Genomic DNA, 25,998 nt, shown 5'->3' with positions numbered 1-25,998 from the left:
CACCCACCATGCTCACATGAAGCGGGTCGCGCCATCGAACACAGCCCAGCTGATGCCCAGTTCTGCCGCCCTCTGTGTCAAGACACCGCCGCGAGCGGGGTTCTAAGCTGGGTCTCGGCGGGTCCGGGACGTGACTTCTCCAAAGAGCCGGCTTGGGGATGGGAGCTGGTCACGCTGGAGTCAGTAGTCGTTCCCCGTTGTCCTCCCGGGCCCGCCGCCGTGGCCACCGCGTCGTTGCTCATGCGCCGGTAGATGATGTCGGACAGGCGTCGTTTCAGCGCGCGCATCGCTTCCATCGATGCCTTGCCGCCGGTTTTCTTGCGGTCGAAGTAGGCGCGTCCTTCGGTGAGGTTGCGCAGCTGGACGGTGGCCATGATGTGCAGTACCCGGTTGATCTGTCGGTTGCCGGCGCGGGAGAGTCGGTGGCGTACCTGTTCGCCGGATGATGCGTCGATGGGGACGGTGCCGTTCCAGGAGGCGAAGTGGGCCCGGTTGGGGAACCGGGTGATGTCGCCGACCTCGACCAGCAGCCGGGCGGCGCCGGAGGGTCCGATGCCGTGCAGGTCCATCAGCGTGGTGCCGGCGGAGGCCACCAGTTCGTTGAGTTCTTTGTCGGCTTCCTTGGATCGTCGGTAGATCCGCTCGAGGTCCCCGATCAGCTCCGCGGCGACCCGGCGTCGGGCCTTGCCGACCACGTCACGGGGTCTGACTGTGGCAAGTAGTGCTTTGGCCTGGGCGGCGGACAGGCTCTTCTTCGCTCTGCTGGGGATCAGCTCCAGCAGCAGCTGGTGCAGCTGGGAAACCATCCAGGTGTGGTCCTCGCCGAGGGAGCGGCGCCGGTCGACCAGGATTAGCAGCAGGGCGAGCTGCTCGTCGTTGACGACCGGGCGCAGTCCGGCCATTCGGGTGCCGACCAGCGCGATGGAGTGGGCGTCGGTGGCATCAGTTTTGCGGCCCTGCCCGGTGGCGAACACCCGCGCCCTAGCGGACAGCTTCGGTGGCACGTCGACGACCTGCTCGCCCTCGGCCAGTAGCCGGTGGGCGATGTGCCGGCCGATGCCCTGGCAGCCCTCGATCGCCCAGACCCGGTGCGGCCATTGGCTGGCATACTGCCTCATCGCCGCGTAGCCGTCCCGGCCGGTGTCGAAGCGACCGCCGCCGACGATGGTCTCGTCGCCGGCCATGACCTCGATCGTGGCGGAGCGCTTGTGCGGGTCCATCCCGATGACCACACGATCAGAAATGGCACTCAACGGGGCCTCCGATGCTCGAACCGCCTGGATTGTCGAGCCGGGAGGGCAACGCTACTTCGAGCAGAGCAAACCCGATCGTGCCGAGAAGAGTGCGCTGCCTATCGTTTGGCTTCGTTGGACTCGAGGACTTCCTTCATCTCCTCGATTCCTCGCTCGACCCGGCCCCGCACCGCATCGATCATGGCATGTGGGAGGACATCGGTCAGCCAGACTAGCCGGCTGTGATCGCCGTCGTCGAATACTTGGAACGCCGCGTGGTGGTAGGTCAACGGCAAACTTTGCCCGTCCGTCACCGTGTACGCCATCCTGCGGATGGTGTGGTCGATCGCGAGAATGAGTTCGCGGACCCGCGACCCGTCCGGCATGGTCAGGATGCGGACGTCACCCTCGATCTGGGCATCAGCCACCCGGCCGGGCAACAGTCGCCGGTGTACCGCACCAACATCCGCGACGGCCTCCCACACCCGCTGCGCCGGGATGTCGATCGTGACTTCGACACAGACCGTGGCCATGACTCATACTTCCCATCGATGCACGGAGGCGATGCTCCGGCGCAGCCTACCGGCCCCGCTCACCCAATCGCCGGAAGGACTGAGGCGTGGATTCTGGCATCGCTTCTGGCATCCGCCGTCCGCGCGTGGTAGCCAGCGGCAAGCCGTCACGCTCGGTAGCGGCTCACTTGGCGGGCCGACACCCTGAACTGCTGATGAGAGTGCGCTGAAAATTCGGCAATCATTCGCGGCGGCCTCCATTTCCCCGCGTAGCGCTTCGAATCATCGTTGTCCAACAAGGACGTAGCGGCGCAAGGGTCAGCCGTCGAGGCCCGGTGGTGCGTCCTCCAATTGGACCTTGTGCCGTGGGCTGGCCTCGTGCGCGGCGAAGCCCTTGCCGTGGCCTGCGATCGCCGTGTTGACAGGTCCAGCACCATGGCCTCATGGTTCGAGGATCGGACCTCGGGTGGTGGGGCAAGCACCCCTACGTCTACATGATGTCCACGACCACCGCCGCGGTGGCGTGCTGGACGACCGTGCTCGTGGCCGCGTTCGCGGTCCCGGAGGCGGCCATCGGCTTCGTGTCGTGCGGTGCGCTGTTCGGCGTACTCATGACGATCGCCGCTGTGTACGCCTGGCACTGGCTGCTCAGAGGCCGGCATCGCGACCGTCGTGCGAACGACAGGATGCGGTGGAATTGGGACATGGCGTTGCTGAGGGCCAGTTCGGTGTTCCTCTGGCTGCTCTTCCTCGGGCTGCTGGCGGGGACCGCGGTCAGTTTCTACGACGGGTGGCGGTTCGACCAGTATGGTGTGACGGCGGAGGCGGTCGTGACGAAGGTCGATGGTAGCTTCGTCACGGTCGCTGTCGCGGCGCGGGATGGCGATCGGTTGGGCGTGCTGGAGACCGTTAGGGGCGATCCACATCTGGCCGCCGGTGACCGGATTCAGATCGTCTACGACCCTGAACCCGGTGCCAACGACGTCATCTTCGCCGATGGTTGGCCCTACGGGCAGGTGATCCCGCTGGCGATCGGTACGGTGGTCGCGGGCGCGTTCGTGCTGGTGCCGTCCGCGCGTCGACGGCTCACCGATTCCGCGCTCAAGCACTGGCGATCGTCGAATGGCCGTATTCGCCCGCCGCACTGATCTGCCGTGAGCGGTGCGCGCGGGATGAGAAGTTCCATCACCGTTTGTAGGGTTTTGCCGCGGGTTCCGATCGCTCTGCGGCTTCCCGCACCAGCCGGCACACGATGCCCCTTCGGCTAGCTCGTGAACGCGGTCCTACCCACTCGGGGTGCCCTGGCGGGCTGAGCCGCCGCTCAGTCAAGCCAGCAGATCACCGCGTCGCCATCCTTGGCGGCTGCAGCGAAGAAGCTTCTGACGCCTGGCAGATAGTGTGCCACCCACGCCAGCTCGCCGGGTCTTTCCCAGGTTCCGGGGTAGATCTCGGCCCGGTTCAACTCCAGCGGGTCGACGCCGCAGATGAGGTCGTCTTCGGTGAGCGCGGCCAGCCGCGAGGCCGCAGCCTCTACCTGGACCGGTGTCAGATAGGAGGGCGGCCCGTAGCCCCAGTCGTCTTCGAGGTTCTCCAGGAAATCGAACATCTCCTCGCTGTCGGGTTCGACGTCTGGCAGTTCCACGAATCCCTCCGCTCCTAGGACCAGCGGAATCTCGAGGCCAAGCCGGTCGAGTAGGAAATCGAGTCCGTTCCATGCCTTGTCGGTGGCGGTCCAGCGTTCGGAGTTGTCGTCCCGTTCCGTCATGGCGAGTTCGTAGGCCCAGCCGAGGTCGGTCCTGGCCTGCTCCAGTTCGTCCGGGGAAACGCGCAGCCAGTTGCCGTTCATGCTCACGGCGCCAGCCTAAATTCCGGCTACGACAGTTCCCCCAACGGCGAGCGAGGATCTCCGGCAACCCGGCGGCGCACTTTTCTGCCGCGGGCCGCGCGTCACATCGTGTTACGGCACGCGACAGTGGTCTGCTGCGGTGCACCGGACGACCTGGATACCGGCGGTCGTGCTGATCACGAGTGCCACGAATGCGGCGACCAGTAGCAGAGTGTTCTCAGCCCGGACGGTGCGCATGTATTCGCCCCCGTTCACGGTGGCGGACAGGTAGTGCACGGCTGCGATCAGGTTGAGTGGTACGGCGACGACGACGCTTGTCCGCCATCTGGTCAGCGGACGTCCGGGATGGCTTTGTGGATTCGGTGGATCTTCTGCCGCCTCCTTGGTGTTCGTCGAGTGCGGGACCCTACGTGGGTGGGGTCGGCTCGCCTGGTCGGGCCTGCTGGACGGCGTGGCGCAGTGCGCTGACGAAGGCCGTGGTCGCGGGCGGATCCGGCGGGTCGCCATAGGTGGCCAGATAGACGTGCCGCCGGAAGTCGCGAAGGACGCTGGCCTCGATTCCGTGCGCGTGGTGGGTGCGCAGTGCCAGCCCCGGCATCGTGGTCACGCCCATGCCCGCGGCGACCAGTGCCTGCTGGACGATGATGTCGTCGCTGGTGTACGCGATGGGGGGGACGAAGCCCGCCTGGTCGCAGGCCTCGAGGAACTCGCGGCGGCAGTTCTCGCAGCCCGCGCCCGGGGCCGACTACCTCTTGACTCGGCTAACAGCGTTAGCCTACGGTCTGGCTAACGATGTTAGCCAGATCCGAGGAGAGTTTATGATCACCAGCAGTTCCACAGTGTCGACCACATCGGCGCGGTCGCCGCGATCTGGCCGCGATCGGATCGCAAGGATCATGTTGTGGCTTGCCGCCGTCGGCGCCGCCGGCGCCGCGCTCACCGCGGCCGGCACGGTTTGGGACGCCGATGGCGGGACCAAAGTCGTCGAGACCTGGCGAGCCTACGGCCTCGTCGTCTTCGCGGGCCTGTTCGTGCTGCTTGCGCTGGCACCGCGCAGCTACCGAGGTGTGTGGGAGCTGGTGATCTTCCACAAGGTCGCGCTCACGGTGACCGCCTTGCTCTACGCCGGCCACGGCGGCATCGCCGACACCGCAACGATCGTCGGTTGGGATGGCACCGTCTCGGTGCTCCTCGTCGGCGCCTACGTGTTGAGTCGCGGTTGGACGTCGTCCCCGGGCTGGCGCGGCACCACCCAGCGCGCCGGATGAGGACACTGGTAGCGATCCAGGCTTGTCCGAGGCGCTGGTGAACCGCCGCGGCGAGGTGGTCGACGCGGCCGAGCGGATCCTGGAACGTGAAGGCCCAGACGCGGTGACCATGCGGCGCCTCGCCGACGAACTGCGGATCCAGGCACCCTCGCTGTACAAGCACATCGCCGGCAAGACCGAGATCGAAGCTGCACTGCAACAGCGCGCGCTGGAACGGCTCGGTGCCGTGCTGGCCGGGGCCGGCGCCGACCTGGCCACGCTCGTTGCTGCCTACCGGCGGTGGGCGCTTGAGCACCCTCACCTCTACGAGCTCAGTGCCCGCCATTCCGTGGATCGTCCACGTCTCGCGCCCGGCGTCGAGGCCGCGGCGGCCGCGCCCCTGCTGAAGGTCACCGGCGGCAACATCGCAGCCGCGCGTGCTATCTGGGGCCTCGCGCACGGCCTTGTCGATCTCGAGCTGGCCAACCGATTCCCACCCAACGCCGACCTCGACGCGGCCTGGGCCTACGCGATCAGCGCGTTCGCCATCTATTGCACACCACAGCCCCAAGTAGACCCGTGACACACGCACCTTTCTGACCATGCCGAACCAAGTCGGCCTCATGGCGGACGAGCGGTACGTGCGCTGGCTCCAGGACGTACGCCGCTTTCAGCCCTCGACCGTCTCCCGCCAACTGTCGGTGGTGGTCGGCTTCTACCGCGTCTGCGTCATCGACCACATCCTGCCGCACTCACCGGCCGACTACGTCCGTCGACCGTTCGTGCCACCCGAATCACCCACCCTCGGGCTGGGCCACCTACAGTTCGAAGCCCTGATTACCACCGCACGACAGTCGGCCAACCCGAACGACTTCGCGCTGATCGCCATGCTCGGACTCCTTGGGCTGCGGATCTGCGAAGCCTGCGGCGCCAACATCGGCGACCTCGGCGAGGAACACGGCCACCGCGTCCTTCGCGTCCTCGGCAAGGGCGGCAAAGTCGTCCTCGTCCCGCTCCCGCCCGCGGTGGCCAGGGCCCGTGGACCGTGCGGTGGACGGCCGCATCGACGGTCCGATTCTGCGCAATGCCATCGGGGCGCGGATCGACCGGCATGCGGCGACCCGCCGGCTCAAGCACCTGGCTGCCGCCGCCGGGATCCGGATGCCGAGGATGCACCCGCACATGCTGCGCCACACCTTCGTCACGACCATGCTCGACGCCGGCGTGAGCCTGCGCGACGTACAGATCGCCACCCGCCACGCCGACCTTCGCATCACCATGCGCGACCGCGCCCGCAAGAACCTCGACCGGCACCCCAACTACATCCTCGCCGCCTACATGGCCTCCGGAACGTAGCGACCACAACGAGCGGATCTCCGGCCACGTCGTCGCCGGTAAGGTTCGCCATCGCGATCGTGCTGCGGCCGTCCGGGCGCAGCATGGAGCCACAACACACCAGGCGGCGGGGCTAGCAACGGTCCACGCAGATTTTCCGCCGGCTCAGGACGGTGCAGGCGACCGGCCGCCAGAGGGAGCCCAGGTGGCGGCAGCTCGGCCGCGGAATCCGGCACCAGGCACGGATGCACTATCCGTCCACGGGATGCATCAGCGCCCCGGGCTCCGGCGGTGCCACCTCGGCGTCGATGGTCAGGACCAGCCTCCGCGTCGCCGGATCCTCCCCGACGCGAACCGCCGCGATCGGTACGTCGGCCTCACCGTCCACGAGTCGCGCCGGTTCCCCGTCTCGGATCTCGCCGTCGAGGCGGCCCAGCAGGTGCACACCCGCACCGTCCGCCAAGGCCTCAGCCACCTCGAACCGCCATCGCGGCACCGTGCGGCCCGCCGCGCGCGGCCGGTACTCCCGGCTACCCGATCGACTGCGAAAGAACCGGCCACCGAACGCGAGATCGACCTCCCGCAGCTCGTTCAGCGACGCGTCCTGCATGTGCCGCAGCGCGTGCCGGGCCCGACACATCCGTACGCCGTGCCGGATCTCCCACATCCCCGGACCCCACCCCTCCGGATCCACGAGATCACTGACGAGCGTGTCGACGTCGCCGGTCGCCCCCACGGGCCGCAAGGCCTCCGCAACGACCGTACGGGCATCCGCCGGCACCACTCCGTCGCCCATGAACGGCAATGCCAACAAGAGCCGCTGCTCGCGGGTCAGCACCGGATCGGGCATGTCGGCCAGCGCGTGCAGCTCTTCCCAGCACAATGCGGGACCGTAGAACTCGCCCAACCCGGCGATCCGGACAGCCGACCCGCCCAGATCCGAGGTGACCAGCACGTCGAGCCCGCCATCGCCGGGCATGTTGCGATTGACGATGCGCAACCAGCGCCACCACCGCTGAGTCGCCGGCGTCAGCCGCACCGACAACACCGGCCACCGCGCCCCATCCAGAAGCGCCCGCTCCATGTCAGAGCGTTCGGACTCGGGTACGTCGAACGCCGCCGACGTGTCATACACCTCGCCGCCCATGTAGGTCAGGTACACCGGCCAGAACCCGGGCCGTTCCAGTAAGACATTCCCGTCGACAAGCCGGGCACCGTCCGGCAGCTCGTACCCGGGAATCGTCAGCGCCAGCTCAGACATGGCCGCCATCCTGGCAGAAGCGGCCCCGCAGCGCGGGACCCCTACGGATTTGCCGGCGGCCAGGGACTCGCCTCCCGTTCCCGAAGCGGTCGAAGTTGGCCAGCACGATCGGCACCGGACGCCCCGACGCTTGGCGCCCGACGCTGGCATCGCAACGTCGAGGTCACACACTGCGGAACGAGTAGCCACAACGACGTACGCCGGCATCAGCCCTCGACGGTCTCGCGGCGCCTGTCCGTCGTGGTCGCGATCTATCGGGTCTGCGTCATCGACGCCGTCCTGGACCACTCGCCGGCCGACGACGTCCGCCGGCCCACGGTGCCGGCCTCGCCGACCCTCGGGCTGGGTCACCTGCAGTTCGAGGCCCTGATCACCACCGCCCGGCTGTCGACCAACCCGAACGACTTCGCCCTGGTCGCGCTTCTGGGCCTGCTCGGCTTGCGGATCTTCGAAGCCTGCGGGCCAGCATCGCCGACCTGGGTGAGGAGCACGGCCACCGGGTACTGCGCATGCGCGGCAAGGGTGGCAAGGTCGTGCTCGTCCCGCTGCCACCTGCAGTGGCCGGAGCCATCGACCGGGCCGTTGACGACCGCACCGGCGGGCCGATCCTGCGCAACACCCTCGGCGTGCGGATGGACCGGCACGCCGCCGCCCGCCGGCGTCAGCCTGCGCGACGTGCAGATCGCCGCCGCCACGCCGACCGCGAACCACCAGCGCTACGACCGGGCCCGCAAGAACCTCGACCGGCACCCCAACTACATCCTGGCCGCGTACATGGCCTCCGGGACATAGCCAGCCGCTCGCGGCTTTGCCGAACTGCCGCTGGTCGGACGCGTTCAGCCGTGCACGACGACGTTGGGGTGAGTGTTCTCGCGCTGGTGGTCAGACGTCGGCGACGGGGCAACGGATCCGGGCGTGGAGTGCGCGTTTCCTCGATGTCTTGATTCCGGCCGACGCTGCCCGGGCTTCGCCCAGCCGGCAGGACCGCCGTCCGGCAGGTACCCTCGGCCGGTGTTCTCGCCTCAAGGCCCGTCTCTGCGTGAACTGTGCATACAGGCGCTGTCCTCGGTCCAGCGGGGCTACGACCTCCTGGCTCCGAAGTTCGACCACACGCCCTTTCGCACCCCGGAGAGCATTCTCGGCGCGACCGCCCACGTGCTGTCCGAACTCGGACCGTTCAGCCAGGGACTGGATGTGTGCTGCGGTACTGGTGCGGGCATGCAGGTTCTCAGGCCGCTGTGCCAAGGACGGATCACGGGCGTCGACTTCAGCGCGGGCATGCTCGCGCAGGCGCGCAGCGCACATCCGGACGCGACGTGGGTGCAGGCCGACGCCCGGGCCCTGCCTTTCGCTGAGAACTTCGACCTCGCGGTCACCTTCGGAGCGCTCGGGCACTTCCTGCCCACCGAACGGACTGCGCTCTTCGAGGGGGTGTACCGCGCGCTGCGGCCCGGCGGGCTCTTCACCTTCGCGGTCGGCGCGCCGCCGCCCCTCACCTCGGTATCGCACTGGGCCACGCTCGGATTCGACCTGGCCATGCGGGTCCGCAATGCCGTGTGGCGCCCCCCATTCGTCATGTACTACCGCAGCAGCCCGCTGCCCGCAGTCCTCGACGAACTGACGGCGGCTGGCTTCACCGCGACGGCCGTCGCCTTGACCGGCCTGGGCCGGCACCGGGACAGCAGCCCACGGTACCGGCTCATCCTCGCGCGTAAGCCGGCAGACCATCACTGATGCCCGGTCGCGCATCGAGTGGTTCGCCCGCCGCAAGCGACGGGCCAGTCACCGGAGGCGACGACGCCGGATTCGACCATGAGGAGATGCCGCTAGTGCCCTGACCACAAACGTTGGCCGGGTTGGTTACGCCGCTTTCGTTGTCGGGTGGCCCCAGCGGTGTTGTCGTTCGCTGCGGACGCGTGCGCGTTCGCGGCGTTGAGCGGCCAGGACGTCGGGGTGGCGGGCGTTGGCGTTGCGCCAGCGCAGGTATCGGTGCAGGTGACGGCCCAGTGCGACGTGGTTTTGGTGGTCGGATCCGGCGACCACGAAAGTGCGTAGCGGCCCGAAGTGGGCTTCGATCGGGTTGGCCCAGGACGCGTAGGTCGGGGTGAAGCAGAGTTCGACCTTGTTCCGGGCCGCCCACTGCCGGATGGCGATGCCCTTGTGTGCCGACAGGTTGTCGAGGATGACGTAGATCGGCGCACCGTCCGGCCGTTTCGCGCGGATCGACTTGAGGGCAGCGAGGGTGTTGACCGTGGATTTCTGCCGGTGGATGGCACCCCACATGGTGTCGTCACCGACGGAGTAGCAGCCGTGGAACTGCCGGACGCCGTGCAGCTTGTGATAGTTCGCCGGGAGCCGGTCCGGATGGTTCTTCGGCTGCCATCCCGAGCCGGCCTGCGGACGGATCGTCAGCGGCCCGAACTCGTCGAACGCGAACACCCGCTGCGGGAAATGGTGCATGACGTGCTCGATCCGGGCCAGTTTTGCTTCCCGCTGCGGGTCGTTCGACTCCTTCCACGTCTTGGTCCGTTGGAAGGTGATCTCGTGTTTGCGCAGGAGCTGCCGCAGCCGTTCGCGGCCCACGACTACGGTCCGGTCGGGGTTGCCGGCCAGGTAGTCGACGAGCTTGCGGATACTCCACCGAGTGAACGGTCGCCCGAGCTTCGTCGGGCGGGTGTTAGCCGTCGAGACGATGAACTGTTCGTCGTCAGGACTGATCTGGCGGGGACGGCCACCCGCCCACTGAGGGTCCAGGCTGGGCATGCCCATCTCGTTGAACCGGTGAATGACACCGCGGACGGAGTCCTCGTCGGCCTGGACCAGACGGGCGATGACCGGCACGCTATTACCGCCGGCCGAGGCGAGCACCACCATCGCCCGGCGAAGTCGCACCGCTGAGCCCGTCCCCCGACGGACGAGACGTTGCAGCTTCTGACCTTCAGGATCGCTTAATCGGCGTACTCGAACAGGTTCTGCCACCCGCACAGCCTCGACCGACACCGGGCCCACGTCGCGGACCCGGCTCGGTGTGTCACCCAACCCGGCCAACGTTTGTGGTCAGGGCACTAGGGACGACCGGCCAGGTGAGCATTCCGGCCGGAACGCACAGGCCTTGGCCAGTGGGTACGGGCATGGCTGGTCTCGTCGGCTCTGGCCCGGGCTACGCGCGGGGCCCGACCCTTGCTGTCCGCGCGCCTCTGGACAGCCAAACAGAACGGTCAACCGCAGTCATCTGCCGCAGGCAAGGCGCAGCAGTGCTGGCGCGTCCGTCACTATCGGTAGCCGTCGACCATGGCGCATCCAGGCGCGAGAACGCCCGGTCGTGCCGATGAGAGTGTGGCTATCCGTTCAGCCCGGCCCCGCCGCGTCGCTTCCGGGGCATCGCGTTGCCCAGCCAGTCAGGTACGCCCCGGGGATACACCGGCGCTCGGGAGGTGTACGAGCCCCGGGGTTGGGTAGCCCACGGACCGCGTGTGTCATCAGAGGGAGTGGCAATGGGCGGCGAACGTATTCCGGGTTCCTTCACGGAGCAGACGGCGCAGGTCGGCGACGTCACGATCAACTATGTTCGGGGCGGTCGGGGCAGGACACTGGTCCTGCTGCACGGCTATCCCCAGACGTGGTACATGTGGCGCAAGGTTCTGCTGGAGCTTGCCGAGCACTACACGGTCATCGCGCCTGACCTTCGGGGAGCCGGCGGCAGCGACGCCCCGGCAGGAGGCTACGACAAGAAGACCCTCGCCGGCGACGTGTACGGCCTGCTCACCCAACTCGGCCTCGATGACGACGTCAGCATCGTCGGACACGACATTGGGACCATGGTCGCGTACGCGTATGCCGCCGCTCACCGCGATCACGTGCGCAAGCTCGTGCTCACGGAAGCGCCTATCCCTGACCAGAGCCTGTACCAGGCCCCGTCACTGACCCCGAAGGGACCGGGTTTCTGGAACTTCGGCTTCTTCAGCCTCCCAAACGGCCTGCCGGAACAGATCGTGGACGGTCGCGAGGCCCTCTGGGTGGATCGGTTCACCGATTCGATGGAAGTCCAGAAGACCGGCATCGGCGATGACGATGTCCGCGAGTACGCCCGGTACCTGCAAGACGACGCTCATCTGCGGGCCAGCTTCGACTACTTCCGAGCACTGCCCCGAGATGTCGCCGACAACGCCGAGTACGGCAAGACAAAGCTGACCATGCCGGTTCTCGCACTCGGCGCCCGAGCCAGCCTCGGGGAAGCGGTACCTACCCAGGTCGCGCAGTACGCCACGACGGTAACTGGTGGCGTCATCGAGGACTCTGGCCACTGGATCTTCGAGGAACAGCCGGCCGAACTCACCGCGCAGCTCATGCAATTTCTCCAACAGACCTGAGCCGAACCTAGCCCCGCCCGACAAGAGGCGCGTGGCGCATCCGCTTCTGCCGCGATCCGCGCGCTACATAGCGTTACGCCGAGCTGGCCCGGTTATCGTCCGGACGTGCCGATGACAGTGCGCGTGCAGGCGGACCAGATCAAGCGGTCACAGCGGTGGAACAGCGTCGGTCGAGGGTTACTCGTCAACCGGGTCAGTTCCAGGGATCGGCGTTCGGATTCTCGCCGAGCCGTGTCTGGCCCGCCGCGCTCGATACCGCCAAGCAGCCGTTCGGTCCCGCACCTGGGCTGCAGCGATGACGGTGATCTGCCAGCGTGACGGCGGCGACCTCGCCCGCACCCGACGCCTCGGTGCGGCCCGGTTCGAGCAGGCCGTGCGCCGTGAGATCACCCGCCGCGGCGGGTGCAAACCCTCGCTGCGCATACTGCGGCACCCGTTCACCGCGCTGGCCGACCCCACCGGGGTGACCGCCCACCGGCCCGGTGCGCTGGAGCGGGTCGCGTTCCTGCTGCAGGACTGGCACACCGCCGCCGACAAGCTCGCCGACACCGAGACCCGGATGACCCGCGTCCTCGACGAGCTCAAGCTGACCGAACTGGTCACCTCCATCCCCGGCCTATCCGTGGTTGGCGCGGCGGCGATCCTCGCCGAGACCGGTGACCCGAGCCGGTTCGCTTCCGCCCCTGCCCTGGTCAAGCACGCCGGCCTCGCACCGCGGGACAAACTGTCCGGGACGTTCGTTGGTCGCACCAAACTCACCGGCCAGGGCCGACCCGCGCTGCGTCTGGCCGCCTGGCGGGCGGTCTGGGGCGCCCAGCGCAGCAATGCCGTCCATGCCGCCCGCTACCAGCATTTGACCACCCGGGAGACCAACAAACTCACCGCAACCCAAGCCCAGACCGTCATCGCCGCGGCGATCCTGCGCCAGTTGCACGCCCGGCGACCGTCGCGAGACTAGGACGGGGCAGGACCATGGACCAAGGCACCCGCGACGAGGGGACCGGCGGTGCACCCACCAGCGGTATGGCGTAGGTACGTCACAACGCAGCGGTCTGAGGTCAAGCGAGCCTGGTCCAGATGGTGGTCCAATTTAGATCATCCCAGGTGGCGCCGCCGTCCCAGGAGAAGCGCTGCGCCCACCGGACCTTGTCCGCGCCGAGTAGATCCCACTCGTAGCGCACGAGGATTGGCTTGCCATGGAACTCATCCGGGCCTTCGAAGATCCCACGGTCGCCCTCGAAGCGCCCCTCGACCGGCGCGTCAAGGACTCCCGGCAGCCGCGCCGACATCCACCAGATCCGCCACGTCCGGCTGGCCGGGTCGAACAGGCGCAGGGTCGCTCCCTCAACGGCCTCGCTGCCGGGACGCATGATCGCGGTCTCAAAGTTGCCCAGTCCATCCAGGATCGGGGCGCAATCGCAGCTTGCCTCGAACTCGACCCACTCGGTGCAGTCGCGGTCGGTGACGTCGGCGAGTTTGCGGATCGCGCCATGCCACCGGCCGAAGAAGAAGTCGAAGTCGTCCCGGCCGTCAGTGCTCTGTTCAGCGGTGATCTGTTCGGTCATGCCCGCACGCTACGTCGGTCAGGTGACATCTCCTGTCAGTGGACTGGGCGGCGACCGCGGAGCAGCTCACGCGGGGTGCGAGATATTTTCGGCCACTGATGCCCAGACCGCTACGGCAGCCGAGCGATGAGCACCGCGTCCTTCTCGTCGGTCTTGTCCGAGGTCAGGTCCTCACTGCGCCGCGCCCACGACGTCAGCATCGGCTGCACGCACACGAACGGCATCGCCCGGTCCGCAGCGAGCTGGCCGAGGACCCGCCAGCGGTGCCCGGTCGGCTCGCACGCCACCGTCACCCCCGCCCACCCTTTCGCCGCGGCCCGCTCGGCCGCCCAGTCCAACGCTGCACCCAGATACCAGGCCCGGCAGCGGAATGTCTTACGGGCCAACACTTTCGAGTCGTGACCGGTGACTACGACGATCTGCTTCGCGTCGGCCAAGTCGATCCCCACGATCGCGTTGGTCACCGGCACCAACGCCCGCAGCCGAGCAAGCCGCGCGTTGCGGTTGCGATCACCCCGGGACACACCGCTACCGTTACCCATGAACCTCCTCCTCCTGCGATGGGACACCAAGCCCGACAAGCGCATCAGGGGGACGTTCCTACGTCCTGCATCGACACGCAGAACCTCTTTCTATGCCGCGTAGCGGCGCGTTCTCTTCTGACACGGATCGAGCGCGTAGGCGGCCGATGCGGCCATCACCGTGCGTAGCTAAGCCAGCTGGGTCTGTGGATCTAAAGGTGTTTCCGGCCTGACCTGCCGGGCGTTGTGCCTGGTGAGGAGGGTGCCGTGATGACCGCGACACTGAACGACCAGACTGGACGTAAGAAGCGGCCCGAGCCGTCGGCGGAGGCGAAAGCCGCGGCCGAGTTGGTGCGGGCCGCGAAGGAGCAGGGCCTGTCGCTGACCGGCCCGGATGGGCTGCTGAAGCAGTTGACCAAGACGGTCCTGGAGACCGCGTTGAACGAGGAGATGACCGAGCACCTCGGCTACGAGAAACATGATCCGGCCGGCGTCGGCGCGGGCAACATCCGCAACGGCACCAGGCCGAAGACGGTGCTGACCGACGCATCGGGGCCGGTGCCAATCGATGTGCCGCGGGATCGGGCTGGCACGTTCGAGCCCCAGATTGTCCGTAAGCGGCAGCGCCGCCTGTCGGGGGTCGACGAGGTGGTGTTGTCGTTGTATGCCAAAGGTTTGACGACTGGGGAGATCAGCGCGCACTTCGCCGAGATCTATGGCGCCTCGGTCAGCAAGGAGACCATCTCCCGGATCACTGACAAGGTGATCGAGGAGATGACCGACTGGTCGCACCGGCCCCTGGATGAGATCTACGCGGCCGTGTTCATCGACGCCATCGTGGTCAAGGTCCGCGATGGGCAGGTCGCGAACCGGCCGTTCTACGCCGCGATCGGGGTCACCCTCGACGGGGAGAAGGACATCCTCGGGCTGTGGGCCGGCACGGGTGGTGAGGGTGCGAAGTTCTGGATGAGCGTGTTGACCGACCTGCGCAACCGGGGCGTGAAGGACGTGTTCTTCCTCGTCTGCGACGGCCTGAAAGGCCTGCCGGAGGTCGTCACGAACGTGTGGCCCCGCACGGTGGTGCAGACCTGCATCATCCATCTGATCCGCAACACGTTCCGGCTGACCTCACGCAGGTACTGGGACGAGTTGAAGCGGGACATCAAGCCGATCTACACCGCGGTCAACGCCACCGCGGCCCGGGCCGCGTTCGACGACCTGGCCGACAAGTGGGGCGGGCGGTATCCCGCGGTGATCCGGTTGTGGGACAACGCCTGGGCCGAGTTCATCCCGTTCCTCGACTACGACCTCGAAATCCGCACGGTCATCTGCTCGACCAACGCGATCGAGTCCCTCAACGCCCGCTACCGCCGAGCGGTCAAAGCCCGTGGGCATTTCCCGAACGAGCTGGCCGCGTTGAAGTGTCTGTACCTGGTGACCCGGTCCCTGGATCCCACCGGAGCAGGAAGAACCCGATGGACGATGCGCTGGAAACCCGCGTTGAACGCCTTCGCCATCACCTTCAGCGACCGCTTCCCAGCCGCTGAAACCTACTAACCAAGATCGCCGGAAACACCGTTAGCGAGACAGCCCCAGCCAGCTCGACAGATGTGCTTCGCCGGTGTGAGTGCCCGGGTAAGGGGCTACGCCCAGGGCGGGGTGTATCGGCCGACGTAGTCGTGAGCACGGGGGAGCGGGCCATGCCAGTACTGGTTCGGCATGCGGTGGTGGTGCTTCTCGCAGAACTCAGCGAGACTGTCTGTGATCTTGATGCGTTCTAGCGGATGGCCTTCGAAGTCTGTGTTGACCGCCAGCAGTTGCGGCTCGGGATTCCAGCCCGAGTGGTCGAACGCCCAGCCATCCCAGGCCGCGTAGGTGTGGAAGACGTGCCGCTCGCCCGGGAAGCGCACCGCGGTTATCTCGATGGGCCGGTCTGGATAGGAATCCCGGCAGACCCAGGCGAGGATGTGACACGCTCCGGCAGCGAAGAAGGCATGGTCCGTCCGTTCCCATGCGACCCGCTGGTCTGATCGCTCGATCGACGTCCGACGAAACGCTCCCGCTGCTTTGGCTGTCACAGCCCGGACGGTAGTGGATGAGCCGACGCATCCGCTCACTGCGCAGACTCATGCCGCCGAGCGCGCGCCCACCAGCCGCTACCGCCCGACTCTGCCGATGAGCGCGCAGCAACGTGTCCGCTGGCGTGTTACGAGCACTGGGATAGTCGTGATGACGTACCGTCGCCGCGCGGATCGTCCGTCCTGGGCTGGCGGCGTCCTGGATCCGCGCCTGTGTGGCACGGCCGACACGAGGGGGCATCATGAAGGTGATCTCGAAAGACGGCACGTCGATCGTGTACGAGCGGCAGGGCACCGGGCCGGCGCTGGTCCTGGTTGGTGGGGGCCTGGACGACGGCTCCGAGAACGCCCCGCTTGTCCCGGCGCTAGCCGAGCACTTCACCGTCTACAACTACGCCCGCCGTGGCCGCGCCGGCAGCGGAGACACCGCGCCGTACGCCGTGCAGCGCGAGATTGAGGACATCGCGGCGCTTATCGCCGAGGCCGGCCCACCCGTTTTCGTGTACGGCGTCTCGTCCGGCGGAATGTTCGCCTTGGAGGCCGCCGCGGCTGGGCTGCCGATCGACAAGCTTGCGGTGTACGACGTCCCGTACGACCCGGACCCAGACTCTGCTCCCCACTACGACGAGTATCGGCAGCGCCTCGCCGCGGCCCTCGCGGCGGACCGGCGCGGCGACGCGGTGGCGCTGTTCATGAGGCTAGCCGGCTCGTCCGAGACCGACCTCGAGAGCGCCCGCCAGTCGCCGTACTGGCCGGGCCTGGAAACCCTCGCCCCGACACTGGCCAATGACGCCACCCTGTACGGCCCGCCGCCGGCCGACCGCCTCGCGACGGTCACCCAGCCGGCGCTGATCGCCACCGGCGAGCACAACGGCTTCTTCGCCCCCGCGGCGGACGCCGTTGCCGCGCTCCTCCCGAACGCGGTGCGCCAGACGTTCGCCGGCCAGGGACACGTAGCCTCCCCGGCGGTCGTCGCGCCCGCACTGCACCGCTTCTTCACCGCCTGACCGCCGTTCCCTGCCCCGACCTTATGACTATCCACCCTGAACGACATCGTGAACGCCCGGCCGACCCGTCGACCCAGGCGTATACCCGACTCGCAGCCCGCTCAGGACCCGGGTAGCGCATCGAAGCCGCGATAAGCAAGTGCCCGGATCTGCCGCGATCCGCGCGCTACGCAGCGTCACGACGTGCCGACTCGGCCAGCATGCGCACATGCCGAATTGAGGGCGTTGGTCGCAGTCTCACTTGGTCTTCGGCACGGGAAGGACTCCCTGAGACCGAACGCTAAGATCGCCTGATGCTGTTCAAGGCGGACCTGGGCAAGCGGGTCGACAACCTGGTCGGCGCGGTGGACAGCCGCGACGACAAGCGGTTCTTCGCGGCCCTGCGGGGCATCGTGGGCGCCACGCCGAAGGCGCGCCCTGACGAGGTCGACGCGGCCCTGGCCAGGTTGACTTCGGTGCTTGCCGAGATCCCGCTCGGGATGGGCGGCGACCTGGCCCAGATTGCCGGCAGCATGGCGGACTACGGCACCGATGCGGCGGTGGTGGTGCCGACGCTCGTCAGGCGGGCCACCAACGCGTTGGAGCAGGCGGCCCGCTTCGCCGAGTTGTACGGTGCGGTGTTCGGGGACCTGCCCGACCCCGATGATGCAGAGCAGATCGGCCCGACGATCGGGCGGTTCGTCGAGACGGCGCCCAACCGGGGGATGGCCCAGCCGGACGCCTATAACCTGGTGCAGGCGTGGTTCTCCGGCGACAAGTGGGTTCAGCCGGTGCTGTATCTCTCGCAGCGCAAGGACGTGCGGGCCGTGCTGCCCGAGCGACCGCGGCTTACCGCCGCCATCGACGCGACGCGTGAGCACATCGGCACGGCGCATTGGTTGTACGGGCTGATGCTTGTCCTGGACGACGAACCGCTGGTCGTGCTGCACCGCGCGACCCGACGCGGCTATCGGGTGACGATAAGCGGCGTCGGCGACAACTTTCAGCTGCACACGCTCCTCGCCGCCGCCCTGATCGGCGACGAGTCGCGGGGCCTGGTGCCCGGTCAACGGCCAAGCGCCGCGGAGATCGCGGCGGCCTCCGACGGCGAGGACCTGATACCGGCAGGCGGCATCCGAGGGAACTTCAACCTGGTCGACGCCCACGGCGAATGGATCTGGAACGAGGGCCGTCCCGCGGATATCCCGAAGCTGGAAGGAAAGCGAGTCGTCGTCATCGATCCGCCGCCGTACCCGCGGAGCTGGAACGCCGGCCGGCCATACCCGTTGATGCGCCCGACGGTAACCGTGGATGGCATGCTTCCGGCCGATGAGGCCGCGCATTGGCTCGGTCTGGTCAAACCTTCGCAGCGCGGGTAGGCCCTCACACGGTTCCGGCCAGACAGCGCAATGAAACCTTCGCAGCGGTCGGCTGGCGCCACGGGCGCCGACGCCCGCCAGCTGAGCTGCCGAGTATGTGCCATCTCGAATGATCGAGGCTGACGTCCGCTTCTGCCGCGATGAGTGCGCCGCATGGTGCCGGCCCGGCAGCGGGGCCTGGCACGATCTCGCCATGGCGACCTATGAAGTTGCGTTGGTGCTCCTCGTCGATTCCTCAGAGGCGGTACTCATGCAGCATCGCGATGATCAAACCTCGGCTTCTCCGAACCAGTGGAGCCTGCCGGGTGGCCATGTCGAGCCGGGCGAGACGCCTGAACAGGCGGCGCACCGGGAGTTATTGGAGGAGACGGGCCTGACGACGGGTGAGTTGCGTGCGTTGTGGAGCGGCCCACGCCCGTACGAGGCCGGCTTCCCGCATGCGGTGACTGTTCACGTCTTTCGCGGAAGGACCGATGCTCGGCAACAGGATGTGGTGGTCGGCGAGGGCCGCGCAATGGTGTTCGTCCCGCGGGATGAGGTTCTCCACCGCGAACTGGCCGTGACGACTGCCGCGGTCCTGCCGCTCCACCTCGGCAGCGCCGGTGAGGCGCACTGATCTGCCGCGCCGGGTGGGCTGGTGTTCATCGCAGCTGGTGACGCACGGTGATGTATGACTGCCTCTCCGCTTCCGCTTCCAGCGTCATACTTGCCGACCAGCTCCTTCTGCGCGCCGCGGTGTTCGCCTTCCTGGGCCGCTACCGTGGGCAGACTCGCATTCATACCGAGTCGGACCTGCGAGTCTTCCTGCGCTGGTGCACCGACCAGAACCTCGACCCGCTGGCTGCGGCACGGGTGGACGTGGAGCGGTACGTGCGCTGGCTGCAGGACGTGCGCTGGTACCAGCCCTCGACGGTCTCACGGCGCCTGTCAGTCGTGGTCGGCTTCTACCGGGTCTGCGTCATCGACGCCATCCTGGAGCACTCGCCGGCCGACTACGTCCGCCCGCGAACCACCATGCGCTACGACCGGGCCCGCAAGAACCTCGACCGGCACCCCAACTACATCCTGGCCGCCTACATGGCCTCCGGGACATAACCAGCGCTCGCGGCTTTAGCCGATGAGAGTGCAACCCACCTTGAGGCGTTGCCACCGTCCCGGTACCCCCTAGGCCTCACTATTCAGCGTTATGCCACGGACGGGTCGACTGTGCTGAGCGGTATGCGCGTGCGACCGTGGACGAAGTGGCGGCGAGCTGCGGACGGGACGGCAACCAGACGGTCTGAATGCCGAGTTGCTCGTTCATCGCAGCGAGCTGGTACTCGTAGCGAAGGTCCGCGGCCGTGCGCACGCCGCGGACGATGACCGTGGCGCCGCGGCGCAGGCAGTAGGCAGCGGTCAGGCCGGTCCAGGTGTCCACCTCGACATTGCCCCAGACTGCCGGCATGGCGTCGCGCACGCGTACGGCCCTGGCCGTGGCCTCGGCGGTTGGTCGCTTGTCGGCGTTCACCGCCAGCAACACGATGATCCGGTCGAACATCACCCGAGCACGGGCCACCAGGTCGCGGTGCCCCGGGGTGAACGGATCGAACGTACCGGGATAGACCGCCAACGAACCGCGTACCGGTCCCGCTCTACGATCAGATGTAGCCGTCACCGCGACTCCAACCACATGGCCACGATCATCCCAGCCGTACATGTGCCGACCCGACTTTGGGCCTTGTCGTCACCGCCGACCACCGCCGGCAGCCTGATCTGCCGCAGACCGCACGCCCGGTCAGCGTCCGTTCGTGTCGAGATGGGGATACCCGATCAATCCCTTCCTGCACGCTGGTTCTCAACAAGGGTCAGCAGGGCAGAGTGCGTTTGTTCGTCGGCGGCCACGACGAGACCGCCCGCTCCGGTGTGAAGTGGCTGGCCGTCGATCCCGGTGACCACACAGCCGGCCGCTTGGCAGAGGGCGATACCGGCCGCGAAGTGGACGCTGTCGCGTAGGTGGCCATCGGTCACGTAGGCGGCGCGTCGGCCGGCAGCGACCCAAGCCACCGCCAGGGTGGTGGAGACGACGCGCGGGCGAAACTGCTCGATGAACCCTTCGTCGGCAAGTAACCGGGCGGCCCGGAAGACTCGCTCGTTGGGGAACGGCGGATCGAGATTGACGTCTACCAGCCTCGACTCGGCCGATGGGGCGAGTCGCTCGTCCACGCCGTCGCGACGCACGTTCGCACCAGCGCCATCAGTCCAGAACACCTCATCGGCGAACGGGTCCGCCGAGGCTGCCACGACGACCTGCGTGCCGGTTCGCAGAGCTACGTTGACCGAGACCAGCATGTTGTGTACGGCATAGTTCAGCGTCCCGCACAACGGGTCGACCAGCCACGTACGACCATTCCCGCCGGTTCCCGTGCGCCCGCTTTCCTCTCCCACCACGACGTCGTCCGGCAGGGCAGCGTGCAGGACGTCGAGGATGGCCTTCTCCGCTTCGATGTCGGCCGTCGTGGCGAAGTCCCCTGCAGACTTCTCGAAGCGTGTCAGGGTTATCCCGTAGTGAGAGCGCACGACCGCAGCCCCCGCTTCCGCCGCCTTGATGACCAGATCCCGATCGTTGATCGACATGCACGCACAATAGATCGGGCGGGTTCCGAGTGGGAACTGCCGTCCGGCCCACAGCGGGCGAGCCTCGATCAGATATCCGGATCTGCCGCTGATGGGGCGGCGTTGGTGGATCGACCTGCAGGACACGTCCGGCTTTGCCGATGAGCGTGAACATCACGCCGAGCCGCCCAGGGCTTGTTGCAATTGAGGATTGCCCGTCCGGATCAGTTCATGCAGAGGCAGAAGGGGTGACCTGCCGGGTCGAGGAAGACCCGGAACGACGTACCGGGTTGGTGCGGGTGTTTGGTTGCGCCGAGATCGAGCACTGCCGCCTCGGCGGCATCGAGGTCGTCAACGATCACATCGAGGTGCATCTGCTGGGGCAGTTCCTGGGTTGGCCACGTCGGCGGCGTGTACCCATCTACCTGCTGGAACGAGATGCACTGACCGTACTCCGCGCGGGCCTCAGCCCAGTCGGAGGAGACGTCGATCTTCCAATCCAACATCGCGCCGTAGAACCTTGCGAGCGCACCAGGATCGGGACAGTCGATGACGATGCTGGGGAAGCGAGCGATGGCCACGCCGGCCATGGTACGGGCGGTTGCGGACGATGCACGTCCGGATTGCCTCGGTGACGTGCCGCGCTGTTGGCCGTCGAACGTCCTCTCACCCGGTCGCTACAGGTAGCGGTTGTCTCGGTAGGCGTAGGCGTAGCGCCGAGGACCGCCAGCGCTGCAGAACACCCGTGAACCAGGTGATGGAGGATGTCGGACCGGATCCCTGATGGCCCGTAATCGCGGACGTCCGGCATCATGACTGGCATGGACGTCGAGGAACTGATCGCGCGCCATCCGCGGGTCTTCCACACGATGTCGGCGATCGCTTGGCCATCGGTGCAACGGCACGGCCTGCTGTCCACGCAGCAACTGATCGATCTGTTCGGCCTTGACGCCGGCGAGCGTGAGCGACTCCTGAGTGCACCTCGCAAGCAGTCCACGGTTCTGCGCGCGCTCGGCCTGCCGCCGGCCGTGATCCGCGATCAGAAGCCGATGAAATTCGTCGCGGAGAAGATTGATCCACGCTCCTCGCTGACCGAGTACCTCGCCGCCATCAACTCCCGGGTCTTCTTCTGGGCCAGCGCTGAGCGACTGGACCGGCTGCGTCAAGCGAAGGAGTACCGCACCGAGGACCAAGTCGTCCTGCACGTCGACACCCGCGCCCTCGTCAAGCGGATACGGCCCACGAATCGAGCTCTGCCGGCTCAACTCCGGGGCGGTAACGCAGAAGAACCACCCCCTACGAGGACACCGGTCCTGGCTGCCGATCGCCGACTACCCCTACGACGAGTACCGCCGCCGATTTGGCCGCGATGGCGCCTTGGTCGAGGTCACCGTTTTGGACGCCGTCCCTGACATCCTCGACCTGACCGACAAGATCGAAGGCACCATCGACTGAGTCCCGCACCCTTCGCGGCCACATTGCGCTCCATCCAGCAGGCCGGCGCACGAACACGTGCCCGGGATCAGCCTTCACCAACTCGCCGGTCCTTCCCGCGGCTTCCTCGTCCTCGACGACTCCAGTGGCCTACCACCGTCGGGACCGATGACCGGCAGGACGCGCGTTTCATCAGCTCTACAAGCCCGGTCGCCAGCGGCGCGGCCAGACTGGGCTGCAGTCCCCGATCGATCTTGGCATCCGGTCATGCCGCGATCCGCGCGCTTGCCATGGCGGGGCGGGGATCAGGTCTCGCCGGCTGGAGTGGTCGGCTTGGTAGCGAGAGCAGTGCCCGAGTAGGTGCAATGATCGCGTTGAAAATGGATCTTGATCTGTCGCAGCGTTACCGGTATGTACTCGGCCTGTTGCCGAGCGGGTGGTGTTGTCGGGCCCCCATGGCGGCTTCGCAGCGGCCGGACGGGGGGATCGGTCCGGACAGGTCGCCCTGCGTGACGGCGGCGGCCACGACGCGTTCGGCGCGGCGGCGGCGCATCCGCAGGACTGGCGCGGTCACGCCTTTCTCGGCAGCCAGGTGCTCGATCAGCGCGTCGCCGAACCGGGTGGCGCTGATCAGCTCAGCGGCCTCGGCCGTGATCAGGCCGGCGGCGGCTGCCCGGCCGAGCAGCAGGTCCGGGTGCCCGTAGGGCATCCTTGGTGAGCGCGACCCGGTGGACAGGTCCAGCGGCAGTTCCTCGCCGTCGTCGGCCTTGACGACCGCGGCTCCGGCGCGCCAGGCCGCCCAGCACAGCCGCAGCCATAGCCGGGGTGGGGCGAGATCCGCTCTACGCAGAGATTGCAGAAATCCGGCCAGGACTTCGGAGTCGATGTCGTCGGTGTGCCGGGCGTAGCCGCGGCTGATCTTCGCCGCGAGGTGCGTCAACGCGGGCAACGCCACGCCGATCGCGCCCACGACCCAGGCCGGTCCGCATTCGCGGGCGTGGTGGGCCAGCTGCCGCCACAGCTCGTCGGTGGTGTCGCTGTCGTAGCGCCCGAGCATGAGCAGCTTGCGCAGCTCGTCCAACGGCATTGTGGTGTCTGGCAGGCCCGGCACCAGCCGGGCGTCGAACACCAGCGGCGCCGGTTCGCAGGTCAGCAGCTCGAAAGCCTTCTCGGCGGTGGTCAGCGCCGTGTTGGCGGTCCTCGTGCGGGTGGTCGTTGCCATGGTGATGTTCCCCCTTGACGGGAGCGCCTCGCCCAGTGCGAAGGCTCCGAGACCTCCGATTGGGACAGCGCGACCTGACACCACGAGCGTCTGTCAGACCCGGATAGGTCGTGACCGGTCGTGTCAGGTTCGCCACTGTGCTCACCACCGCCGACCCGCTGACGTGGCTGTCAGACCGGCCCGGATGACCGGTGCTGTCAGGTCAGGGGCGGGTTCGATCGGCCTGTCAGCGGCGCACTGGAAATCGTCAGTACGCCCGCCGGTCCGGGGGCCACCGTGCCCATGACCGACAGAAACCATCACCGCGCGCCGGTCCCCGTGGGGGACGTGGTGCCCGGCGACCCACCCGTGCCGATCACTGTCTGGCCGGTCCCCGCCCCGCACGAGGGGGAGACCATGTCCAACGCGATGGGCGTGCGGCTGGTCCACAACCTCACCCACCCATCCGACCTCATCATCGACCTGGCCAAAGGACCACAGCTGGCCCGCGCAGTCATCGCGGCACACCGCCGCAGCCACCTCCAGACGGCCCGCCCCGCCGGCTGGGGCCGCGAGTCGGCGACACTGATCGTCACCGGCTGGCCGGTAGACGACACCTCACCGGTCGACTTCTTCCTCCGCTGCCGCGCCCACCTCGCGCCGGGCGGCTGCGTGGCGGTGTTGCTGGCACACGGCGACGTCGCCCTGCCGGTCGACGTCGTCATCGCCGCCAAGCGGGCCGGGCTGGCGTACCTGCAGCACATCGTGGCAGCCGACCGGCCGCCCCGCCGTGGCCAGCAAGCGCAGCTGGCGATCCACACCGACGTACTGATCCTGACCCGCAGCGCGATAAAGAGCGGGAGCGCCAATGGCTGAGAGCCTGCCGATCACCTCGGTGTGGCTGACCTGCCAAATACCCGCCCGTGACCAGCGGCGAGGACGCTACGTCCGGGAGACCTCCAGCCATCCGGCCAAGATGCTGCCGCACCTGGCCGCACACGCGATCAGCGCGTACACCGCGCCGGGCGATGTGGTGTTCGACCCGATGTGCGGGTGCGGCACCACGTTGGTGGAAGCCATGCACCTCGGCCGGCAGGGCATCGGGATCGACATCGAGCCCCGCTACACCGCCCTCGCCGAGGCCAACGTTGCCCTTGCCACGTCGCAGGACGCCGCCGGCACGGCGACGGTGCTCACCGGGGATGCCACCGGCTTGCTCGACCTGGTGCCCGCGTCGGCGGTCGGCCAGGTGAGCCTCGTGCTCACGTCACCGCCGTACGGGCGCGGGACACATGGCCTCGTGCAGACGACGAGGACCGGGGTACGCAAGCGGGACCACCTGTATGCCGACCGGGAACGAGGCAACCTCGCCTATACGGGATGGTCCCGCCTGCTCGACGGGTTCGCCTCCATCCTGGCCGCCAGCTACCGACTGCTGCGTCCCGGCGGAACCGTGGTGATCACCTCCCGACCGGTACGCCGCCAACGCGATGACCTGATCGACCTGCCCGGCCAACTGCTCGCCGCCGCGCAGTCAGCCGGACTGACCCCGGTGGAGCGGACGGCGGCGATGCTCGCCGCCGTCCGCGACGGGCAGGTCGTGCACCGGGCCAGCATGTTCGGGATGATGGCCGTCCGCCGCAGCCGCGACGACGGCATCCCCGTGCACCTGGTGGCGCACGAGGACGTGCTGGTCCTTCGCCGCCGTTGAAAGCCTTGCCGAGTTCATCAGTTCTGAACCTGGCAAGGCAGACGCCGGGAAACGTGACCAACCGTGCGGTCGTGGTCCATGGCGGCCCGGTCAAAGGAGGGCCAGGGCTCAAGCCACCGTCTCCCGCCGGCGCCATTGCGTTATCGGATCGGCGGACGTGTTGAACCCGCGAGGGTCCGCGGTCAGATCGCTTGAGCGAGTTCGGTGAACGAAGCAGCGACCCGTGTAGCCCGCGGGGCGTCGACGGCGAGTTCGTAGTGTCCGCAGCGCAGGTTCTGCATGAAGGCGTGCCCGCCAATGACCACTTGCGCTGTCTCATCGGTCCGAAGCCCGCGCATCGGTCTCAACCGCTGTTTGAGCCGGCTGTGATCAGCCTCGATCGGATTATTGGCGTACTGCTCGACGTGGTGCCACGCGGACGGGATCAGCTCGTCAAGCATGCCCGGGTAGACCGCGGCGGCGTCGGTGACCACCTCGCTGGGTGTCACCTTCAAACGCCGATAGCGCCCGACGGAAGAACCGCCGGGCCGCACCAGCGTCCCGGCGGGCAGAGACGAGCACGTCGATGACCTGCCCGTACTGGTCAACTGGCCGGTACACGTACCGCCACACCATTGACCATGACGTACGTCTCGTCGACGAACCATCGGTCACCCGGAGAGTGGCGGCAGAATCGGGCGGCGTCATCGTTGCGTCCGCAGACGATGACCGGTGTGATGCAGCCGGCG

29 protein-coding genes and 3 pseudogenes are annotated in these 25,998 nt (G+C 67.7%); 17 read left to right on the top strand and 15 right to left on the bottom strand.

The features are described 5' to 3' along the window. Positions 1-77: 77 nt before the first annotated feature. Complete coding sequence (locus OG990_RS16700) at positions 78-1,253, bottom strand: IS110 family transposase (RefSeq protein WP_406081380.1); 1,176 nt, start codon at positions 1,251-1,253, stop codon at positions 78-80. Positions 1,254-1,351: 98 nt separating this feature from the next. Then, on the bottom strand, positions 1,352-1,765 hold the full coding sequence (locus tag OG990_RS16695) for an SRPBCC family protein (protein ID WP_406081379.1): 414 nt from the start codon (positions 1,763-1,765) through the stop codon (positions 1,352-1,354). 521 nt (positions 1,766-2,286) lie between these two features. On the opposite strand from OG990_RS16695, the gene OG990_RS16690 reads away from it, so the two are divergent. Continuing rightward, on the top strand, positions 2,287-2,892 hold the full coding sequence (locus OG990_RS16690; protein WP_406081377.1) for a hypothetical protein: 606 nt from the start codon (positions 2,287-2,289) through the stop codon (positions 2,890-2,892). Between the two features lie 173 nt (positions 2,893-3,065). Here the strand turns inward: OG990_RS16690 and OG990_RS16685 are convergent, their stop codons facing one another. Together OG990_RS16685 and OG990_RS16680 are read right to left on the bottom strand one after the other, a co-directional pair. Further along, positions 3,066-3,590 carry a YfbM family protein gene (locus OG990_RS16685; RefSeq protein ID WP_406081780.1) on the bottom strand — a complete coding sequence of 175 codons (525 nt, stop codon included), beginning with the start codon at positions 3,588-3,590 and terminating at the stop codon, positions 3,066-3,068. Between the two features lie 406 nt (positions 3,591-3,996). Continuing rightward, positions 3,997-4,308, bottom strand: a pseudogene (locus tag OG990_RS16680) (LysR substrate-binding domain-containing protein); the annotation flags it as partial. Between the two features lie 100 nt (positions 4,309-4,408). Here OG990_RS16680 and OG990_RS16675 point away from each other — a divergent pair. Together OG990_RS16675 and OG990_RS16670 are read left to right on the top strand one after the other, a co-directional pair. Further along, on the top strand, positions 4,409-4,858 hold the full coding sequence (locus OG990_RS16675) for a hypothetical protein (protein WP_406081376.1): 450 nt from the start codon (positions 4,409-4,411) through the stop codon (positions 4,856-4,858). Between the two features lie 22 nt (positions 4,859-4,880). Next, positions 4,881-5,420: a TetR/AcrR family transcriptional regulator gene (locus OG990_RS16670; RefSeq protein WP_406081375.1), complete on the top strand. Its 540-nt coding sequence runs from the start codon at positions 4,881-4,883 to the stop codon at positions 5,418-5,420. A gap of 235 nt (positions 5,421-5,655) precedes the next feature. Here the strand turns inward: OG990_RS16670 and OG990_RS16665 are convergent, their stop codons facing one another. Then, positions 5,656-5,901 (bottom strand): hypothetical protein, encoded by a 246-nt coding sequence (locus OG990_RS16665; RefSeq protein WP_406081373.1) that lies wholly within the window; start codon positions 5,899-5,901, stop codon positions 5,656-5,658. Here OG990_RS16665 and OG990_RS16660 point away from each other — a divergent pair. Further along, entirely contained in the window at positions 5,888-6,193 is a 306-nt protein-coding gene (locus OG990_RS16660) for a tyrosine-type recombinase/integrase (protein ID WP_406081371.1), read from the top strand. The genes OG990_RS16665 and OG990_RS16660 overlap by 14 nt on opposite strands. Positions 6,194-6,422: 229 nt before the next feature. Here OG990_RS16660 and OG990_RS16655 read toward each other — a convergent pair whose 3' ends face one another. After that, the gene (locus OG990_RS16655) at positions 6,423-7,433 is read right to left on the bottom strand and encodes a hypothetical protein (protein WP_406081369.1); all 1,011 of its coding nucleotides are present in this window, start codon (positions 7,431-7,433) and stop codon (positions 6,423-6,425) included. Between the two features lie 240 nt (positions 7,434-7,673). Between OG990_RS16655 and OG990_RS16650 the strand changes: the two genes are divergently transcribed. Then, positions 7,674-8,225 carry a hypothetical protein gene (locus OG990_RS16650; protein WP_406081368.1) on the top strand — a complete coding sequence of 184 codons (552 nt, stop codon included), beginning with the start codon at positions 7,674-7,676 and terminating at the stop codon, positions 8,223-8,225. A 219-nt stretch (positions 8,226-8,444) separates the two neighbouring features. Continuing rightward, entirely contained in the window at positions 8,445-9,167 is a 723-nt protein-coding gene (locus tag OG990_RS16645; RefSeq protein WP_406081366.1) for a class I SAM-dependent methyltransferase, read from the top strand. A 126-nt stretch (positions 9,168-9,293) separates the two neighbouring features. Here OG990_RS16645 and OG990_RS16640 read toward each other — a convergent pair whose 3' ends face one another. Then, positions 9,294-10,412 carry an IS630 family transposase gene (locus tag OG990_RS16640; protein ID WP_406081661.1) on the bottom strand — a complete coding sequence of 373 codons (1,119 nt, stop codon included), beginning with the start codon at positions 10,410-10,412 and terminating at the stop codon, positions 9,294-9,296. Between the two features lie 515 nt (positions 10,413-10,927). Between OG990_RS16640 and OG990_RS16635 the strand changes: the two genes are divergently transcribed. After that, a complete protein-coding gene (locus OG990_RS16635) occupies positions 10,928-11,803 on the top strand; it encodes an alpha/beta fold hydrolase (protein WP_406081365.1) in 876 nt (291 codons plus the stop codon). A gap of 295 nt (positions 11,804-12,098) precedes the next feature. Further along, positions 12,099-12,761, top strand: coding sequence for a transposase (locus OG990_RS16630; protein ID WP_406081364.1), 663 nt, complete (start codon positions 12,099-12,101; stop codon positions 12,759-12,761). 100 nt (positions 12,762-12,861) lie between these two features. Here the strand turns inward: OG990_RS16630 and OG990_RS16625 are convergent, their stop codons facing one another. Further along, on the bottom strand, positions 12,862-13,368 hold the full coding sequence (locus OG990_RS16625) for a hypothetical protein (RefSeq protein ID WP_406081362.1): 507 nt from the start codon (positions 13,366-13,368) through the stop codon (positions 12,862-12,864). A gap of 110 nt (positions 13,369-13,478) precedes the next feature. Further along, a complete protein-coding gene (locus tag OG990_RS16620) occupies positions 13,479-13,910 on the bottom strand; it encodes a transposase (protein ID WP_406081360.1) in 432 nt (143 codons plus the stop codon). Between the two features lie 249 nt (positions 13,911-14,159). Between OG990_RS16620 and OG990_RS16615 the strand changes: the two genes are divergently transcribed. Further along, positions 14,160-15,446 (top strand): IS256 family transposase, encoded by a 1,287-nt coding sequence (locus tag OG990_RS16615; RefSeq protein ID WP_406078358.1) that lies wholly within the window; start codon positions 14,160-14,162, stop codon positions 15,444-15,446. An 86-nt stretch (positions 15,447-15,532) separates the two neighbouring features. On the opposite strand, the gene OG990_RS16610 is transcribed toward OG990_RS16615, so the two are convergent. Next, positions 15,533-15,967, bottom strand: coding sequence for a hypothetical protein (locus tag OG990_RS16610; protein ID WP_406081358.1), 435 nt, complete (start codon positions 15,965-15,967; stop codon positions 15,533-15,535). Positions 15,968-16,209: 242 nt separating this feature from the next. On the opposite strand from OG990_RS16610, the gene OG990_RS16605 reads away from it, so the two are divergent. The 4 genes from OG990_RS16605 to OG990_RS16590 all read left to right on the top strand — a co-directional run bounded on the left by OG990_RS16605 (position 16,210) and on the right by OG990_RS16590 (position 19,427). Continuing rightward, positions 16,210-16,974 carry an alpha/beta fold hydrolase gene (locus OG990_RS16605; protein ID WP_386990432.1) on the top strand — a complete coding sequence of 255 codons (765 nt, stop codon included), beginning with the start codon at positions 16,210-16,212 and terminating at the stop codon, positions 16,972-16,974. 293 nt (positions 16,975-17,267) lie between these two features. Continuing rightward, a complete protein-coding gene (locus OG990_RS16600) occupies positions 17,268-18,332 on the top strand; it encodes a hypothetical protein (RefSeq protein WP_406081356.1) in 1,065 nt (354 codons plus the stop codon). Between the two features lie 109 nt (positions 18,333-18,441). After that, complete coding sequence (locus OG990_RS16595; protein ID WP_406081354.1) at positions 18,442-18,948, top strand: NUDIX hydrolase; 507 nt, start codon at positions 18,442-18,444, stop codon at positions 18,946-18,948. A 50-nt stretch (positions 18,949-18,998) separates the two neighbouring features. Next, a complete protein-coding gene (locus tag OG990_RS16590; protein ID WP_406081779.1) occupies positions 18,999-19,427 on the top strand; it encodes a site-specific integrase in 429 nt (142 codons plus the stop codon). 79 nt (positions 19,428-19,506) lie between these two features. On the opposite strand, the gene coaD is transcribed toward OG990_RS16590, so the two are convergent. The 3 genes from coaD to OG990_RS16575 form a co-directional block, all read right to left on the bottom strand. Further along, the gene (gene coaD / locus OG990_RS16585) at positions 19,507-19,941 is read right to left on the bottom strand and encodes a pantetheine-phosphate adenylyltransferase (protein ID WP_406081352.1); all 435 of its coding nucleotides are present in this window, start codon (positions 19,939-19,941) and stop codon (positions 19,507-19,509) included. A 200-nt stretch (positions 19,942-20,141) separates the two neighbouring features. Then, positions 20,142-20,945, bottom strand: coding sequence for an inositol monophosphatase family protein (locus OG990_RS16580; RefSeq protein ID WP_406081350.1), 804 nt, complete (start codon positions 20,943-20,945; stop codon positions 20,142-20,144). Positions 20,946-21,148: 203 nt separating this feature from the next. Continuing rightward, positions 21,149-21,514 carry a VOC family protein gene (locus tag OG990_RS16575; protein WP_406081349.1) on the bottom strand — a complete coding sequence of 122 codons (366 nt, stop codon included), beginning with the start codon at positions 21,512-21,514 and terminating at the stop codon, positions 21,149-21,151. Positions 21,515-21,736: 222 nt separating this feature from the next. On the opposite strand from OG990_RS16575, the pseudogene OG990_RS16570 reads away from it, so the two are divergent. Both OG990_RS16570 and OG990_RS16565 read left to right on the top strand, forming a co-directional pair. Continuing rightward, a pseudogene (locus tag OG990_RS16570) lies at positions 21,737-22,153 on the top strand (DUF7002 family protein); the annotation flags it as partial. Continuing rightward, positions 22,065-22,379, top strand: a complete 315-nt coding sequence (locus OG990_RS16565; protein WP_406081778.1) for a DUF7002 family protein — start codon at positions 22,065-22,067, stop codon at positions 22,377-22,379. The pseudogene OG990_RS16570 and the gene OG990_RS16565, both read left to right, overlap by 89 nt. Positions 22,380-22,761: 382 nt before the next feature. On the opposite strand, the gene OG990_RS16560 is transcribed toward OG990_RS16565, so the two are convergent. Next, positions 22,762-23,580: a hypothetical protein gene (locus OG990_RS16560; protein ID WP_406081347.1), complete on the bottom strand. Its 819-nt coding sequence runs from the start codon at positions 23,578-23,580 to the stop codon at positions 22,762-22,764. A gap of 282 nt (positions 23,581-23,862) precedes the next feature. Between OG990_RS16560 and OG990_RS16555 the strand changes: the two genes are divergently transcribed. Then, positions 23,863-24,435 (top strand): hypothetical protein, encoded by a 573-nt coding sequence (locus OG990_RS16555; protein ID WP_406081346.1) that lies wholly within the window; start codon positions 23,863-23,865, stop codon positions 24,433-24,435. Next, positions 24,428-25,270, top strand: a complete 843-nt coding sequence (locus OG990_RS16550) for a TRM11 family SAM-dependent methyltransferase (protein ID WP_406081344.1) — start codon at positions 24,428-24,430, stop codon at positions 25,268-25,270. Before OG990_RS16555 ends, OG990_RS16550 begins: the two co-directional genes overlap by 8 nt. A 182-nt stretch (positions 25,271-25,452) precedes the next feature. Here OG990_RS16550 and OG990_RS16545 read toward each other — a convergent pair. After that, positions 25,453-25,955, bottom strand: a pseudogene (locus tag OG990_RS16545) (transposase); the annotation flags it as partial. Positions 25,956-25,998 lie beyond the last annotated feature (43 nt).

This window comes from Micromonospora sp. NBC_00858 (assembly GCF_045207365.1).
Lineage (GTDB): Bacteria > Actinomycetota > Actinomycetes > Mycobacteriales > Micromonosporaceae > Micromonospora.
This window is presented reverse-complemented; position numbering and strand designations above follow the sequence as displayed.

Bases quoted from the DNA above. Each gene is read 5' to 3' on its own strand.
- OG990_RS16580 (WP_406081350.1), bottom strand. From the start codon at position 20,945: ATGTCGATCAACGATCGGGATCTGGTCATCAAGGCGGCGGAAGCGGGG.
- OG990_RS16695 (WP_406081379.1), bottom strand. From the start codon at position 1,765: ATGGCCACGGTCTGTGTCGAAGTCACGATCGACATCCCGGCGCAGCGG.
- OG990_RS16590 (WP_406081779.1), top strand. From the start codon at position 18,999: ATGTATGACTGCCTCTCCGCTTCCGCTTCCAGCGTCATACTTGCCGAC.
- OG990_RS16665 (WP_406081373.1), bottom strand. From the start codon at position 5,901: ATGCGGCCGTCCACCGCACGGTCCACGGGCCCTGGCCACCGCGGGCGG.
- OG990_RS16685 (WP_406081780.1), bottom strand. From the start codon at position 3,590: ATGAACGGCAACTGGCTGCGCGTTTCCCCGGACGAACTGGAGCAGGCC.
- OG990_RS16620 (WP_406081360.1), bottom strand. From the start codon at position 13,910: ATGGGTAACGGTAGCGGTGTGTCCCGGGGTGATCGCAACCGCAACGCG.
- OG990_RS16595 (WP_406081354.1), top strand. From the start codon at position 18,442: ATGATCGAGGCTGACGTCCGCTTCTGCCGCGATGAGTGCGCCGCATGG.
- OG990_RS16600 (WP_406081356.1), top strand. From the start codon at position 17,268: ATGCTGTTCAAGGCGGACCTGGGCAAGCGGGTCGACAACCTGGTCGGC.
- OG990_RS16560 (WP_406081347.1), bottom strand. From the start codon at position 23,580: ATGGCAACGACCACCCGCACGAGGACCGCCAACACGGCGCTGACCACC.
- OG990_RS16625 (WP_406081362.1), bottom strand. From the start codon at position 13,368: ATGACCGAACAGATCACCGCTGAACAGAGCACTGACGGCCGGGACGAC.
- OG990_RS16575 (WP_406081349.1), bottom strand. From the start codon at position 21,514: ATGGCCGGCGTGGCCATCGCTCGCTTCCCCAGCATCGTCATCGACTGT.
- OG990_RS16675 (WP_406081376.1), top strand. From the start codon at position 4,409: ATGATCACCAGCAGTTCCACAGTGTCGACCACATCGGCGCGGTCGCCG.
- OG990_RS16555 (WP_406081346.1), top strand. From the start codon at position 23,863: ATGACCGACAGAAACCATCACCGCGCGCCGGTCCCCGTGGGGGACGTG.
- OG990_RS16550 (WP_406081344.1), top strand. From the start codon at position 24,428: ATGGCTGAGAGCCTGCCGATCACCTCGGTGTGGCTGACCTGCCAAATA.
- OG990_RS16605 (WP_386990432.1), top strand. From the start codon at position 16,210: ATGAAGGTGATCTCGAAAGACGGCACGTCGATCGTGTACGAGCGGCAG.
- OG990_RS16635 (WP_406081365.1), top strand. From the start codon at position 10,928: ATGGGCGGCGAACGTATTCCGGGTTCCTTCACGGAGCAGACGGCGCAG.
- OG990_RS16615 (WP_406078358.1), top strand. From the start codon at position 14,160: ATGACCGCGACACTGAACGACCAGACTGGACGTAAGAAGCGGCCCGAG.
- OG990_RS16655 (WP_406081369.1), bottom strand. From the start codon at position 7,433: ATGTCTGAGCTGGCGCTGACGATTCCCGGGTACGAGCTGCCGGACGGT.
- OG990_RS16630 (WP_406081364.1), top strand. From the start codon at position 12,099: ATGACGGTGATCTGCCAGCGTGACGGCGGCGACCTCGCCCGCACCCGA.